Genomic DNA, 14,124 nt, shown 5'->3' with positions numbered 1-14,124 from the left:
CCGCGGTTTCGTCAACTGCTGTGGCTGCCCGGCTATCGCATCAGCATGTAACTAGTATTTCGGAGGTCGACCAACCGTGACACTTATCCGTACGCACAGTTCGAATCATCCGAATCCGCTCGGGCGCACAACCAGCACCACCTACGAGAGGCGTAGTCTCGATCGCGCCGTAAACCTATCGGATGCGCATTGCCGTCAACCGCTGACGCCCTCCCAGATCGAAATTGTCGAACGATTTCCAGAGCTGTTCCACGAGGCGCGAAATCAATCGCAGTCCGAGCTGGAAGAGGCGTTCCTCACCGCCTTTCTGCGCCTGGCGGGCGAGCCGATGCATCAGGATGCATCCAGATATATGCTGTCGTATTCCGCATCATCCGCGATAACAATGGTGGTGAGTTACTGCGCTCGCGCGGGAAAGCGAGTCGCCTTGATCGAGCCGGTGTTCGACAATATCTCCTCGATCTTGCGCCGAGAGAATGTCGAGCTCGTGCCGCTGCTGGAACAGGATTGCACCGTCGAAGACCTGCCTGCGGCGATGGCTCGGCTCGATCCTGCGGTGGTCTGGCTGGTCTCGCCGAACAACCCCACCGGATGGACGCTGTCCGAACCGGGGTTCAGAACGTTGGTGCAGTGTTGCGTCGACCGTCGTTGCACCCTGGTTCTGGACTCGTCTTTTCGATTCTTCTCACCTCTGCCGAGCGGTTGGTCGCAGTACGAGGTCCTGGAGGAATCAGGAGTCTCCTATATTGTGCTCGAAGACACGGGCAAGACCTGGTCCACCAGCGAGATGAAAGTCGGATTGACGGTATGCAGTCCGGATATGTACGCAGATATGTACCGACTGCACGACGATCTGCTGCAGAGTGTCTCTCCTTTCCATCTCCGGGTGCTGACAGAATTCATCGAGGACAGTTCGAAGCATGGCATCGAACACAGCATCCTTCCTTCCGTGCTGGAAAATCGGGCTATCCTCCGCTCGATTCTCGCGGACGGGGGATTGGAATTCGTCACCGAATCGCGATCGCCCGTCTCGGTGGACTGGCTCCGGCTCCCCGAGGGACTCGAGTGTGAGAATTTCGTCCATGAGGCGATCTGGGAGGGAGTGCACGTGCTACCCGGAACGAACTTCTTCTGGAATCAGCCGGAGCGCGGGAGAAAGTTCGTCCGCGTCGCCTTGGCTCGCGATCCGCAACTGATGTCGGAGGGTGCGCAGTTGCTGCGAGACACCGCAGTCCGGCTCGCCGCGAAGGATGCATGACCGTGCGCGGTCGATCGAGCCGTTATCGCGCCTTGCTCACCGGGGCTGAATTGAAGGCAGCCGAGATCGAATGGCTTCGTCAGCGGAATATCGAGGTAGAAGTCTGCCGTCACGACCTGTCCGAAGTCGAATTGGCGCGCGCTCTGCTGGGCAAGGACGCATACATTCTCGGTGGTGTAGAGCGTGCGACCGCTGCCGCGTTGTCCACTGCCGACGACCTCAAAGTCATAGCGTTCATGGGTGTCGGGTATCACGCCTACGTCGATACCGCGGCGGCGACCGCGGCGGGAATCGCGGTGACCAACGCGCCCGGAGCCAACGCACGCGCGGTCGCGGAATTCGCGATCGGTCTCATGCTCGATGCCTGGCGCGGCATCACAGACCTGACGATGGAAACGAAGGCCGGTCGATGGCCCGAGACCCGGGCACGCGACCTTTATGGGAAGACGCTGGGCATTGTGGGAATGGGGACCATCGGCACCATCGTTGCCCGGATAGCGGTCGGCGGGTTCGGGATGCGAGTGGTCTACGTGAGTCGAACAGCCAAACGGGAACTGGAAGGAGACATCGCCGCTCGCCGGGTCGAGCTACCCGAGCTGCTCGCCGAGTCCGATGTCATCAGTCTCCATGCTCCATACGGCCCGCAGACAGCCCGGATGATCGGCGAAGCACAACTCGCTGCCGTCAAGCCCGGCGCGATTCTGATCAACACTTCCGAAGCGGAACTCGTAGATCCGGCGCCGTTGCGAACCGCGTTGCTCGACGGTCGCCTCGCGGCCGCTGCCATGGACGGCTACTACGTCGTGCCCGCGCCCTCCGACCAGAACGATCCCTTCGGGCTGATCGCATTGGGCAATGACAAGCTTCTCGTCACGCCGCACGCGGCCGGCGCTACCGATGAGTCCTACCGCGCGATGCTCGCGGCTAATGCCGAGTCGGTCGAGAACATCCTCGAAACAGGAGAAGACCCACGAGTCGTAAACCCTGGCTTCCGCGATCATGCCCGTTGGCTGCCGGTGCGCCACCGCCGCTAGGACGTCGGCACAGCCGTCGTAAGGACATACGACTCGGCCGGGAGGGGCGACGGCTCGTTCAGGTGGAGATATGCTCGCGGGCGCTGGGTGAGCGGTCGGTGGAGCCGAGGTGGAGTGGTTCGATGATGTTGTCGCCGCTGCCGGGGATCATCGCGTGGCCGGTGCTCGGGTATACCTCGGTTCTGATCCTCGGAAGGCTGCTGCTGTTCCGCGACACGATCGCCGATCAGTTCCTGAACCGGATATTGCTGTGGTGCCTACTCGGACTGGCGTTGTATCGGTGCACCTGGACGCCCGCTGTCATCGAGTTGGCGCAGCTACCAGCCCTCGGCTGTCTTGTCGCGATGTCCATGTACATGCTCGGTCTCGCTCGATTCTGGGATGCCGACAGCGATGTGACGGCGATATGGCGACGCCAGCGCGTCTACTCCCGCGTCGCGGTGGTCTCGGCGGTCGCCATCCTCGTCGCGGGTTGCCACGCCCACGCTCGGGGGCGCGCCATCGACATGGGTTCCGATCTCGACGGGACGGTGCTGGCAATCGCTTTCGGCGGACCGATGGCGATCAGCGCGGCGATGCTGCTGTGGGTCGGCAGCCGGTGGAATGCAGGTACTCACCGGATGGCCCGAGCTGGGGCCACATCTTCCGCGCGTGGAGTTCATCACCGTCGTCTGTTTCGTTTCGAGTTCGACGCTGCTCGCGGTACCGCTGGGGACCTGGCTGATCGAGCGGGTAGGCCTGGACCGGCCTACCCGATCCTGCCGCAGGCTGCGACCGTTGTGGCGCGATCTCACCGAGGCGGTGCCGGAAATCGTGCTCCTGCCGGACACCGACTCGCGGGAACCGGTGCTCCCGGCGACGCGCTTGCTTCGGATGGCGGTGGAGGTTCGCGATGCCCTTCTGCATCTGCGGCCGTATTTTCCGGAAGAACCGGGTGATCCGTGGGCGGACGAATTGCCGCTCGACACCGAGCGTTACGCGCACAAACTCGCGTACGCCGTGCGCGCCAGGAAGGCCGGTGTGCCGCCGGTCGGAGCGGAGGTCATCCCGGGTTCGCCCCTCGGCGCACGAGATTTCGACACCGATCTGCAGCACCTGCTCGCCTTGGCGCGAGTTTGGCCGCGAGCCCATTCCACTTTCGGTAAGGGCGAGCAGTGGCCGGGCGGTCCGCGAAACGGTGTTCCGGCAGCGACTCCGTGATGCTCGTGTTGCGCACACCCCGCCCCTTTACACCCGGGTGGCTGTCGCGCGAAGCGCGCACCGGCCTTCGCGCGACGAGCACCCCTGAGCCGCTGACCCCCGCATGTTGAAACCGCGGGGCATCCTGCCGCCGCAATGGACAGGTGCTTTCTCCACGGACTTGGGTATCCGGTCGGTGTCCTGCGGCGGTCTCCGTCGTACTACCTGGGACGGAGGAGCAGCATGACTCACACGACTCACACCGGTCTTTCCGGCACCGCCGGTCGTATCGCCCAGAACAGCGTGTTCGCGCGGTTCGCCCGCGCGGGCTACGTCATGTCCGGTCTCGTGCACCTGCTCATCGGCTACATCGCCATCCGGCTCGCGTTCGGCGGCGGGGGCAACGCCGACCAATCCGGGGCGATGGCCGAACTGGCCGATAAACCGGGCGGTGGGCTCACCCTCTGGGCGGCTGTGGCCGCGTTCGTGGTCATGGCGCTGTGGCGGCTGGCGGAGTCGGTCTTCGGCAGCGCGTCCGAGCAGGGGGCCGGCGGCGATCAGCCAGGAGTGTTCGACCGCGTCAAAGCCTTCTCCCTGTTCGCGGTCTACCTGGGACTGGCCGTCACCGCGTTCCGATTCGCCCGCGGCAGCGGGAAGTCGACCAGCAGTCAGAGTGTGGGGCTCACGGCACGCCTGATGCAGCACACCGCGGGAACGATCGCGCTCGTCGTGGGTGGGCTGGTCATCATCGCGGTCGGCGGTTACCACGTGTACAAAGGCGCCACCCAGAGCTTTCTCGACGACCTGCGCGGGACTCCGAGCGCATTCGTGCGGCGACTCGGCACGGTGGGTTACATCGCGAAGGGGCTGGCCGTCGCCGCGGTCGGGTTGCTGGTGATCCTCGCCGCGACCGAATCCGACCCGAACAAGTCCGCAGGACTGGACGGAGCCATCAAGACGCTCGGCGCGCAGCCCTTCGGTGTGGTTCTGCTCCTGATCGCCGGCCTCGGCATCATCACCTACGGTCTCTACAGCTTCGTCATGGCTCGCAGCGCCAAGATGTAGCGCCTACCGCTCGGCGGTCAGAAGCCTTGGTTGCCGCCACAGCTCGTCGAGTTCCTCGGGCAGATCCGGGACCGATCGCCCGTAGGACGCGGCGAGTTCGCTCGGACTCTCGCTCCGCACCGACCAGCCGTGTCCGGCCAGCCACCGGGCGGGATCGGCTCGCTCGTCGTCGTAGAACAACTCGGCCGGATCGATGTCGCCGAACGGGTTGCAGCGGTCGAAATACTTCTTCTCGATGTTCGCGAAGCGTTTGACGTCGGTTCCCGCCACGAAGCTCTCCACGGCCAGCTCGCTGCCAGGGGCGGACCAGGCGTCGATGTGCTCGAAGAGCTTGTCCTGCGCGGCCCCGGGTAGATAGGGCAGCAGGCCCTCGGCGGACCATGCGGTCGGTTCGCCGGGTTCGAAACCCGCGCTGCGCAGCGCGGCAGGCCAGTCCTCGCGCAGGTCGACGGCCACCGGGCGACGATCCGCCTTCGGCCGCGCGCCGTTCTCGGTGAGGACTTTCTCCTTGAATTCCAGAACTTTGGGCTGGTCGATCTCGAACACCGTGGTACCCGCGGGCCAGTCGAGGCGGTATGCCCGCGCGTCCAATCCGGCGGCGACGATAACGGCTTGCCGAACGCCCCGCGCCGCGGCCGACGAGAAGAAGTCGTCGAAGAACTTCGTGCGGAAGCCCATGAACCCGGGTACCAGCGGGATGTCGTCCAGTTGGGAAGGGTCCGCCAACAGTCCGTTGAAATGTCGATGGCCCGAGGCCGCGACGAACAGGGGCGCGTAATCGTCCCGGATCAACGGATCGGGAGCGGATGTCTCCAGCGCCCGGAACGTCGCGACGCCCAATGCGGTGAGTCCGACACTACTGACGATGTCCCATACGTCTCCCTCGGTGCGCATAGGTCAGCCCACCACGGCGGTCTCGTGCTCCAGCACTTCGCTGGCCGCGCGTTCGCCCGAGCGAATGGCCCCGTCGATCCAGCCGCACATGACCGCCGAACTCTCGGTGCCCGCCCAGTGGACGCGGCCACACGGCTCGCGCAGAGCGTGGCCGAATTGGGTGAGCACACCGGTGGGCGCGTGGCTGAGCATCCCGCCGCCGGAATAGCGCTCGGCGCTCCAGTCCTGCTCGATGTAGTCGACGGGTGAGCCGGCCTGCCGGCCGAATCGCTCGACGAGTGCGTCGAGGATCGCGCTGCGGCGCTCCGCGTCGTCGAGTCGGGCCAGCTGCCGTGCGATCGGTCCCTCGATGATGACGCACAGGACTCCGGGCCGCCCGGTGTCCGTGCACGCATCGATGGTGATCGTCGCGGGCGAACCCGGCGCGGCGGACTGTCCCGACAGCCCGTCACCGCGCCAGAACGGCTCGTCGTACACCACGGAGACCTTGATGATCGAACCGCTCGGCATGCGCTGATGCAGGAAAGCGCGATCGGCGGGCAGCATCGGCCGGTACGAGATCTGGCCGGCGATAGCGAGGGGAACGGTGACGATCGCCCGGCGCGCGCGCAGCCGGAGGTCGGTCGCGCGGACGGTCACCCCCGAGTCGTCCTGATGGATGCAGCGGACCGGCTGCGAGAGGTGGATCGCATCGCCGAGCTCGGCCGCCATCGGACGGTAGATCGCGCCCATGCCGCCGACCGGCCGCGCGTCCTGCGCCGCGTCTTTGACGCCGAGGACGAAGCTCGGCCCGCCACCCGAGGCCATCTGGTACAGGACGAACAGCAACGAGACCTCCGAAGCCGCCGAGGTGTAGCAGCCCGCGATGGCGGTCTCGAGCAGATCGTGCGCGGGCTTGGAAAGGACATTGGCTTCCAGCCAGTGCGCCAGGCTTACCTGATCCCATTTGTCGGCTTTCTTCGCCGCCCACGGCGCTTCCAGCGGAACCGACTTGCACATATGTCCCAGCTCGAGGAATACCGCGCCGAGGTTCATCGACGCCCACGGGCTCATCGTCCACGGGATCGTGCCCGTGTAGCGGTGCTGCTTGCCGTCGACGACCATCATGGCCTCGCCGTCGGTGTACTGCTTGTAGCTCGGTACGCCGAACTCGGTCATCAGCGCTTGGATGCGGTCCTGTCCCGGCCCGATCCAGGCGCCGCCGCGATCGATCCACGACCCGTCGTCGCGTACCTGGGTGAAGGTGCGGCCGCCGAGCCGGTCCCTGGCTTCCAGCAGCGCCACCGACCGACCCATCTGTTTCAGCCGCAGCGCGGCCGTCAATCCCGCGAATCCCCCGCCGATTACGCAAAAGTCGACGTCTGTCATGGCGTGCCGTCCTCGGGTTGCAGTTTCGCGCACGGCCGCCGTGCTACTGCGCTCGACCGGCGCACTCGACACAGCGGGTGCGATTCGCCTTCGATCAGGTCAACGCGTCGAATATCGGGGCAATTCTATAGCAACTTGCAGTGAGGGGTCATCTCGAGTCGTTTCCGGTGCAGAGGGCGTGCGAGCTGCTTAGGCTCACGAATCTTGCTGCCCGATCGCCTGGAGCCTCCTCGATGACGACGTCCCCGCCCTCCGCACACAGCCGCGCACCGCACGGTTCGCCGATCGACACCGACGGCCCGCGGATTCCTTTGTTCGCCGCGGAATTCGCCGCGGACCCGCACAGCGCCTATCGCGAGATGCGGGAGCGTTACGGATCGCTGGCGCCGGTGGAATTGGCCCCGGGTGTACCTGCCACCTTGGTGCTCGGGTATCACACCGCCGTGCGGATCTTGAACGATCCGGAGCACTTTCCGGCCGACCCCCGCACGTGGCAGCAGGACATCGCCGCCGACTGCCCGGTGCTGCCGATGATGCAGTGGCGGCCGAACGCGTTGCGCAACGCCGGAGCCGAGCATGCCCGCTATCGGCAGGCCAACGTCGCGGGTCTGGCCAAGGTCGACCTGTACGGCTTGCACGACACCGTGGCGCAGCTGGCGACACCGCTGATCAATTCGTTCTGCGCGGACGGGTCGGCGGATATCGTGCGCCAGTACGCTTTTCCGCTCGCTTTCGCGGTGCTGAACGCCATGCTGGGTTGCCCGGCCGAGATCGCGCAGCGCGCCGCGACCGGTATGGCCGCGATCTTCGAGGGCATCGACGCGGAACGCGGGAACAAGATGCTGACCGATTCGCTGGCCGAGTTGACGGTACTGAAGCGGGCCGATCCAGGCGACGACATCACCACGCGCATGCTCCGGCACCCATCCGGGCTGAACGACACCGAGATGGTCCACCAGCTGGGCACGCTCTACGGCGCGGGCATCGAGCCGCAGCAGAATCTGATCGTCAACACCCTGCTGCTGATTCTCACCGACGAGCGGTTCGGCGGCAGCGTGCTCGGTGGCAGTCTGTCGACCCGGGACGCGCTCGACGAGGTGCTGTTCAACGACCCGCCGATGGCGAATTTCTGCTTCAGCTTCCCGAAGCAGCCGATCCTGATCGACGACGTCTGGTTGCCTGCCCATCAGCCGGTCGTGATCAGCATGGCCGCCTGCAACACCGATCCGGCGATCCGCGCCGAACGCTACGCGGGCAACCGCGCCCATCTCGCGTTCGGCGGCGGGCCGCACGCGTGTCCGGCGAACTCGCTGGCTTACCTGATCGCCCAGGACGCGATCGATCAACTGCTGGACGCGCTGCCGGAGCTACGTCTCGCGGTGCCGGTCGACGAGCTGACCTGGCGTCCCGGTCCGTTCCATCGAGCGCTGACCGCCTTGCCGGTCGTATTCCCTGAGTCGCAGGCGCTGCCGCTGCCGTAGTACCCGGGCCGGGTCGGAAACGCGAAAGCCGGATCGCTGACCATCTCGGTGATGTGCACGGTGGGCCGATATCCGAGCTACCACCCGGACACCGCGCTGGGAGGCATGGTCGCCGCGGTCGGCGGGCTGGTCTGTCAGGCCCGGGTACCTGTTCGCGCCGAGGCGTACGGGCGACGGGTGTGCTTCGGTGCGCGGGTCGGAGTTACCCGGCATCCGCGAGCAGCCGGTAACGGATCTCCAGCCCGTCCAACAGGGATTCCAGACCGACTTCGAAGGCGTCCCGATCGATTCTCTGCTGCCGCTCGGCCAGCAGGTGCGCCTCGTTCAGGTGCGGATAGGCGTCGGCGTATACCGCGACGTCGGAGGGGAAGCCCGCGGCGAACGATCCAAGCGACGCTCCGGTGAGGAAGTAGCGCATGGTCGTGCCGACCGTGGTGGCCTCGCGGCGCGGCCAGCCCGCCGCGACGAGGCCGCCGAAGACCGCGTCGGCCATGCGCAACGCGTTGGGTCGATGACCGGGACCGCTCGCCAAGGCGGGAACGATGTGCGGGTGTGCCGCCATGGCGGTGCGGTAGGAACGGGCCCAATCGCGCAGTGCCGAGCGCCAGTCCCGATCCTCGGCCGACAATCCCTCGAACATCGCGATGTCGACTTCGCCGAGGACGGCGTCCACGACGGCATCGATCAGGTCGTCCTTGGTGCGGACGTGGTTGTACAGCGAGGGGCCCTGCACACCCAGCTCGGTGGCCAGGCGCCGCGTGGAGACAGCGGCCAGACCCTCGGCGTCGACCAGGGTGAGGGCGGTGTCGATGATGCGATCGCGGGTCAGCAGCGGTCGGCGTGGTCGTGCCATGGGCTCTCCTTTCGGTCCTCGCATTCTCGCAGGCGCGGGACGCGATACTTGCGCCGCTAGTTTCGGTGCCCTACGGTGAGGCGGAAAACTTGCGCTGCTAGTTTTGGAGAGCGATGTCGAGATTCACCAGGCGGTCGGCATGAACGCGACACTGTCGGTAGCCAGCATTCCGGCCGAGCAGGCCAGACGGCGCCCTGACCGGGTCGCCCTGATCGACGGGGCGCGGCGGATCACTTTCGCCGAGTTGTGGCTTCGGGCGCGGGCCCAGGCCGCGGCCTTGATCGGGCTCGGTGTGCGGCCTGGTGACCGGGTGGCGCTCATGTGCCCGAATGTCGTCGACTTCCCGGTCGCCTACTACGGAATCCTCGCCGCGGGAGCAGTGGTGGTGCCGGTGCACCCGTTGTCCACGTCCGCCGAGGCCGAATACATGCTGCGCGACAGCGCGGCGCGGCTTCTGCTGTGCCATCCGGTTTTCGCCGAAGCGGGCCATCCGGCGGCCGCCGCCGTCGGCCTTCCCTGCCGTGCGCCGGATTCCCTTGTCGCGGAACCGATCGCCTCGTTCGTCTCGCGACAACCCGCGGACCCCGCGGTCGTGTTCTACACCAGCGGCACCTCCGGCAGGCCGAAAGGCGCCGAGTTGAGTCACCTGAACCTGGTGATGAACGCGACGGTCAACGCCTTCGACGCGAACGACGTACGCGCCGACGACGTGGCACTGGGCGCGTTGCCGTTGTCGCACGTGTTCAGCCAGACGGTCTCGATGAACTCGACCTGGCGCGCGGGCGCGGCGCTGGTGCTGATGCCGCGCTTCGAGCCGGCCGAGGCCATCCGGCTCATGGTCGAGCACGGCGTCAACACTTTCCACGGTGTGCCGACGATGTACGTCCGGTTGATATCCGCCGCACGCGAGCGGACGAGCCTGCCGCGGCTGCGGCTGTGCATCTCCGGTGGCGCGTCGCTGCCGCAGCCGGTGCTGGAGGCGTTCGAGGAGACGTTCGGCGCGCGAATCCTGGAAGGCTATGGCTTGTCGGAGACCTCGCCGACCGCGGCGGTCAACCAGCCGATATTCGGTTCTCGGGTGGGTACCGTCGGGCATCCGGTCTGGGGTGTCGAGGTGGAGATCGCCGATCCCGCCCTGGCCGAGCGGATCGCGTTGCTGCCGGCCGGGCAACTCGGCGAAGTGGTGATTCGCGGTCACAATCTGTTCAACGGGTACACGGGCAATCCGGATGCCACGGCCGCGGTGGTGGTCGACGGCTGGTTTCGCACCGGAGATCTCGGCGTGAAGGACACCGACGGTTATCTGCGGATCGTCGACCGGATCAAGGAGATGATCATCCGCGGCGGGTACAACGTGTATCCCAGCGAGGTGGAGGCGGCGCTGCTGCGGCATCCGGGTGTCGCCGCCGTCGCGGTCATCGGCATCCCGGACGAGGTCTTCGGTGAGGAGATCTGCGCGGTCGTAGTGCCTTCCGGGCCGATCACCGCCGAGGACGTGCTCGCCTTCGGACGTGAGCACCTGGCCAAGCACAAATCCCCGCGCCGAGTGGAATTCGTCGCGGAACTGCCGCTCGGGCCCAGTCACAAAATCATGAAACGAAAATTGAAAGAACAGTTCGCCGCCCGCTGACCTCAGGTGGGCCGATTCCGGCCCGCGGCGGAACTTTTTGTATCCGGAGCCCAATTATGTCCGGCAACTTATGTGTCGAGCGCAGTGACAGTGCTCCACAGCTGCTTCAGGATGAAAGTGTTCGTATCAAGAGAATGCGAACACATCTATGGAAGGCTTTGCAATGAAGCACAGGATTCGTCGCGGTCTGCTCGGTGTGGTTGTCGTGGCACTTTCCATGAGCGTGGGAGCGGGTGCGGTACACGCCGAACTCGAAACGCCTACCGTGGAGCAGCAACTCGTCGACGAACTGAACGCGGGCCTCTCGCCCACGCCGGACGGCAGGCAGCCCAAGGCGATCGTCGACTCGGGCAGCAGTTCCGGTTCCGCCTCGCGCAGTTTCGCCTCCGCCGCGGTCGGCGAAGGGCCGGAGATGCCTGCCTACCTGGCCGCCTTCCTGCACGGAGTCGGTCATCCCGACGCATCTCCGCCGGGAGCGAATCGGCCGGACTGCACGCCTTCGGCCGCGCACCCGCGGCCGGTCGTCCTCGTCCACGGAACCTGGCTCAACGCCTATGACTCCTTCGCGTACCTGTCACCGCGGCTGGCGCGGGCCGGTTATTGCGTCTACGCCTTCAATTACGGCCGCTCCGGCGTGCTGGAAGGCGGTGGTATCGGTCCGATCCTGCCGGGCCGGTACGGCGTCGGTCCGATGGAGGATTCCGCGCGACAGTTGCGCGATTTCGTCGAGCAGGTGCGCGCCGCGACCGGTGCGGATCGGGTGGATCTCGTCGCCCATTCTCAGGGCGGGCCGGTGTCGAGCCAATACCTGAAATTCGAAGGCGGCGCCGAAAAAGTCGGCAAGCTCGTCACATTCGGCGCCACCCATCACGGCACCTCGTTGTTGGGAATGGCTACTTTGGGGCGGCTGATCACCAATCTAGGCGTCAACATTCTGGGATTCTATGAACCGATCGTCGGTCAGGCCAATATTCAGCAGGCGGTGGGCTCGGCGTTCTACGCGAAGCTGAACGAACACGGTGACACCGTCCCCGGTGTCGAGTACACCTCGGTCGGCACCAGTCACGACGAGATCTCCAACCCGTACGAATGGACCTTCCTGACTCCGGGGCCGGACGCGACCGTGCACAACGTCACCCTGCAGGACGGCTGCGCCCAGGATCTGTCCGATCATCTGACGATCATGTACTCCCCGCGTGCGGCCTCGATCGCACTGCGTGCGCTCGACCCGGAGGCGAACTCGCCGCTGGATTGCGCGTTCAATCCATGGATGATCGGCGGAGCGGATCACTGATCAGCTATGCGCAATGATGGTGTCTCGTGGCGGACTACACGGCGGTCTTCGATCGGGTCAGGGGTTCTCTGCTGGGCGGGGCGGTGGGTGACGCGCTCGGCTGGCCCATCGAATTCCTACGGCTGGAACAGATTCGGCAGCGGTACGGCTACGAAGGCGTGACGGGCTTCTTACCCCAGCACGCCCAGGACGCGCCGCAACAGATCACCGACGACACTCAGATGACGCTGTTCACCGCGGAGGGACTGTTGCGCTCGGGGCCCGGCGCCGATCCGGTGCCGGCCTTGCGCCGAGCCTATCTGCGCTGGTTGCAGACTCAGCGGCAGGAGGCGCCCGCGCCACACGTCGACGGGTGGTTGGCGAGTCTGCCCTTCCTGTACGCGGTGCGGGCGCCCGGGAACGCGTGCATGTCCGGTCTGGGACAACAGTCCCGGGGATATCTCGCACCGGTCGCGTTCGGTGCGAGCGGGCCGGTGAATCCGCATTCGAAGGGGTGCGGCACGGTCATGCGGTCGGCGCCCTTCGGATTGTCCGGAATGGGGCCCGATCTCGCGTTCACCACCGCCGCCCGGGCCGCGCAGCTGACCCACGGGCACCCCACGGGATATCTCGCCGCGGGGGCGTTCGCGGCACTGGTCGATCGGGTCGTGAGCGGAACCGAACTGCCGATCGCGTTACGGGAGACGATCACCCAGCTCGCCGCCGTCCCATCGAGTGCGGAGACGGTGGCGGCGCTGACCCGTGCCGCGGAATTGTCCGATCACCCGGTCTCCGCCGAACAGGTCGAGCACGTGGGGGAGGGGTGGGTCGCCGAGGAATGCCTGGCCATCGCGGTGTACTGCGCCTTGTACGCGGCCAGGACCGGAGATGCCCGCGGCGCGCTGCTGCTGGCGGTGAACCACTCCGGCGATTCCGATTCCACGGGCGCGGTGGCGGGAAACCTGGTCGGCGCCGTCCACGGTGTCTCCGGACTGCCGATGGAGTGGGCGGCGGCGGTCGAGGGACGCGACGTGCTGGTGCAGGTCGCCGACGACCTCGTCATGAATTTCGGGCTCGGCGACCGGTCCGGACTCGCCGCCCGCTATCCCGTCGACGAAGGCCTGTGAGCACCCCGCGTACCTGACCGCGAGGACGCGGCGCTCACTCGTCTTTCACGGTCCGGCCGATCGCGCACACATCGAGCACGCGGCCGCGCAGCCATCGATGAGCTGGGTCCGCGTCGAGCCGGACGTGCCACAACAACGACACGGTCACCTCCGGAGCGCGGAACGGCAGATCGAACGAGTGCATGCCCTGCCGCAGGATCACGGTGTGCTGCTGCGGGACCGTCGCGACCAGGTCCGAGGCCCTCGCCAGCGCCAAGGCCGCGCCGAAGCCGTCCACGACGGTGACGACGTCGCGCCGGTGGCCGGTCGGGTGTAGCGCCTGGTCCACCAGTCCCTCGCCCATGCCGCGCCGGGAGACGTGCACGTGCCGTGCGGCGGCGTATCGGGCCGCGGTGATCTTCCCCGCACGGAGCGGATGTTCGGCACGTACCACCCCGATGAAGCGGTCGGTGAACAGCGGTCGGCTCACGATGTCGGGCGGCAGCGCGCGCTCGATGACTCCCGTCTCCAGGTCGATGGTGCCGTCTCGCAAGGGATCGGTGTCCTTCTTCGTCTTCCGCACGAACCGCAGTCGCACCTCCGGCGCCGCGTGGCCGATCTCGGCCACCAGTTCGGGTCCGAACCGCTCCACGAACCCGTCGCTGCTGCGCACGGTGAACGTTCTCGAAAGCTCGGCCGGGTCGAGGTGATCGGCGGGACGCAACACCTCTTCGGCCTCCCGGACCAGGCCGCGCACGCGGTCGCGTAGCTCCACGGCGCGTGGCGTGGGCACCAGCCCCCGGCCCGCCCGTACCAGCAGCGGATCGCCGGTGGCCCGGCGCAATCGTGCGAGCTGACGGCTCATCGCCGAAGGGCTGAGCGCGAGCCGCTCGCCTGCTCGCGTCACGCTGCCCTCCTCGAGTAGAACGTCCAAGGTGAGCAGCAGATTCAGATCGGGCCGCGCCATGGGCACACGATCTCAC

General features: G+C 66.5%; 12 protein-coding genes. 8 read left to right on the top strand and 4 right to left on the bottom strand.

The annotated features are described in order from the left end of the window. The first annotated feature begins 76 nt into the window (after positions 1-76). The 4 genes from ACL03I_RS11120 (at position 77) to ACL03I_RS11105 (ending at position 4,536) form a co-directional block, all read left to right on the top strand. Complete coding sequence (locus ACL03I_RS11120) at positions 77-1,258, top strand: pyridoxal phosphate-dependent aminotransferase (protein ID WP_355077805.1); 1,182 nt, start codon at positions 77-79, stop codon at positions 1,256-1,258. Further along, positions 1,255-2,292 (top strand): 2-hydroxyacid dehydrogenase, encoded by a 1,038-nt coding sequence (locus ACL03I_RS11115; RefSeq protein WP_412805831.1) that lies wholly within the window; start codon positions 1,255-1,257, stop codon positions 2,290-2,292. Before ACL03I_RS11120 ends, ACL03I_RS11115 begins: the two co-directional genes overlap by 4 nt. A 603-nt stretch (positions 2,293-2,895) precedes the next feature. Beyond that, positions 2,896-3,492: an MAB_1171c family putative transporter gene (locus tag ACL03I_RS11110; protein ID WP_412805830.1), complete on the top strand. Its 597-nt coding sequence runs from the start codon at positions 2,896-2,898 to the stop codon at positions 3,490-3,492. Between the two features lie 222 nt (positions 3,493-3,714). After that, positions 3,715-4,536 (top strand): DUF1206 domain-containing protein, encoded by an 822-nt coding sequence (locus ACL03I_RS11105; RefSeq protein WP_355077800.1) that lies wholly within the window; start codon positions 3,715-3,717, stop codon positions 4,534-4,536. Positions 4,537-4,539: 3 nt separating this feature from the next. Here ACL03I_RS11105 and ACL03I_RS11100 read toward each other — a convergent pair whose 3' ends face one another. After that, positions 4,540-5,430 (bottom strand): class I SAM-dependent methyltransferase, encoded by an 891-nt coding sequence (locus ACL03I_RS11100; protein WP_355077798.1) that lies wholly within the window; start codon positions 5,428-5,430, stop codon positions 4,540-4,542. A 3-nt stretch (positions 5,431-5,433) separates the two neighbouring features. After that, positions 5,434-6,798 (bottom strand): flavin monoamine oxidase family protein, encoded by a 1,365-nt coding sequence (locus ACL03I_RS11095; protein ID WP_364429526.1) that lies wholly within the window; start codon positions 6,796-6,798, stop codon positions 5,434-5,436. Between the two features lie 233 nt (positions 6,799-7,031). Between ACL03I_RS11095 and ACL03I_RS11090 the strand changes: the two genes are divergently transcribed. After that, positions 7,032-8,279 (top strand): cytochrome P450, encoded by a 1,248-nt coding sequence (locus ACL03I_RS11090; protein WP_356961010.1) that lies wholly within the window; start codon positions 7,032-7,034, stop codon positions 8,277-8,279. Positions 8,280-8,481: 202 nt separating this feature from the next. Here ACL03I_RS11090 and ACL03I_RS11085 read toward each other — a convergent pair whose 3' ends face one another. Then, positions 8,482-9,132, bottom strand: coding sequence for a TetR/AcrR family transcriptional regulator (locus tag ACL03I_RS11085; protein ID WP_355077793.1), 651 nt, complete (start codon positions 9,130-9,132; stop codon positions 8,482-8,484). A gap of 139 nt (positions 9,133-9,271) precedes the next feature. Between ACL03I_RS11085 and ACL03I_RS11080 the strand changes: the two genes are divergently transcribed. From ACL03I_RS11080 to ACL03I_RS11070, 3 genes are all read left to right on the top strand, one after another. Continuing rightward, complete coding sequence (locus ACL03I_RS11080; protein ID WP_412805829.1) at positions 9,272-10,762, top strand: long-chain-fatty-acid--CoA ligase; 1,491 nt, start codon at positions 9,272-9,274, stop codon at positions 10,760-10,762. 163 nt (positions 10,763-10,925) lie between these two features. Continuing rightward, the gene (locus ACL03I_RS11075; RefSeq protein WP_412805828.1) at positions 10,926-12,056 is read left to right on the top strand and encodes an esterase/lipase family protein; all 1,131 of its coding nucleotides are present in this window, start codon (positions 10,926-10,928) and stop codon (positions 12,054-12,056) included. Positions 12,057-12,082: 26 nt separating this feature from the next. Continuing rightward, positions 12,083-13,162, top strand: coding sequence for an ADP-ribosylglycohydrolase family protein (locus ACL03I_RS11070; RefSeq protein ID WP_412805827.1), 1,080 nt, complete (start codon positions 12,083-12,085; stop codon positions 13,160-13,162). A gap of 34 nt (positions 13,163-13,196) precedes the next feature. Here ACL03I_RS11070 and ACL03I_RS11065 read toward each other — a convergent pair whose 3' ends face one another. Then, positions 13,197-14,108, bottom strand: coding sequence for a LysR family transcriptional regulator (locus ACL03I_RS11065; RefSeq protein WP_412805826.1), 912 nt, complete (start codon positions 14,106-14,108; stop codon positions 13,197-13,199). Between the last annotated feature and the right edge of the window lie 16 nt (positions 14,109-14,124).

It is taken from the genome of Nocardia sichangensis, assembly GCF_047200615.1.
Lineage (GTDB): Bacteria > Actinomycetota > Actinomycetes > Mycobacteriales > Mycobacteriaceae > Nocardia > Nocardia sichangensis.
Note: the sequence above shows the minus strand (reverse complement) of the source record. Positions and strands in the feature narration are given on the sequence as shown.

Excerpts from the sequence above, each read along its gene's own strand:
- ACL03I_RS11115 (WP_412805831.1), top strand. The coding sequence starts at position 1,255 with ATGACCGTGCGCGGTCGATCGAGCCGTTATCGCGCCTTGCTCACCGGG.
- ACL03I_RS11090 (WP_356961010.1), top strand. The coding sequence starts at position 7,032 with ATGACGACGTCCCCGCCCTCCGCACACAGCCGCGCACCGCACGGTTCG.
- ACL03I_RS11105 (WP_355077800.1), top strand. The coding sequence starts at position 3,715 with ATGACTCACACGACTCACACCGGTCTTTCCGGCACCGCCGGTCGTATC.
- ACL03I_RS11080 (WP_412805829.1), top strand. The coding sequence starts at position 9,272 with ATGAACGCGACACTGTCGGTAGCCAGCATTCCGGCCGAGCAGGCCAGA.
- ACL03I_RS11095 (WP_364429526.1), bottom strand. The coding sequence starts at position 6,798 with ATGACAGACGTCGACTTTTGCGTAATCGGCGGGGGATTCGCGGGATTG.
- ACL03I_RS11065 (WP_412805826.1), bottom strand. The coding sequence starts at position 14,108 with ATGGCGCGGCCCGATCTGAATCTGCTGCTCACCTTGGACGTTCTACTC.
- ACL03I_RS11110 (WP_412805830.1), top strand. The coding sequence starts at position 2,896 with ATGCAGGTACTCACCGGATGGCCCGAGCTGGGGCCACATCTTCCGCGC.
- ACL03I_RS11100 (WP_355077798.1), bottom strand. The coding sequence starts at position 5,430 with ATGCGCACCGAGGGAGACGTATGGGACATCGTCAGTAGTGTCGGACTC.
- ACL03I_RS11085 (WP_355077793.1), bottom strand. The coding sequence starts at position 9,132 with ATGGCACGACCACGCCGACCGCTGCTGACCCGCGATCGCATCATCGAC.
- ACL03I_RS11075 (WP_412805828.1), top strand. The coding sequence starts at position 10,926 with ATGAAGCACAGGATTCGTCGCGGTCTGCTCGGTGTGGTTGTCGTGGCA.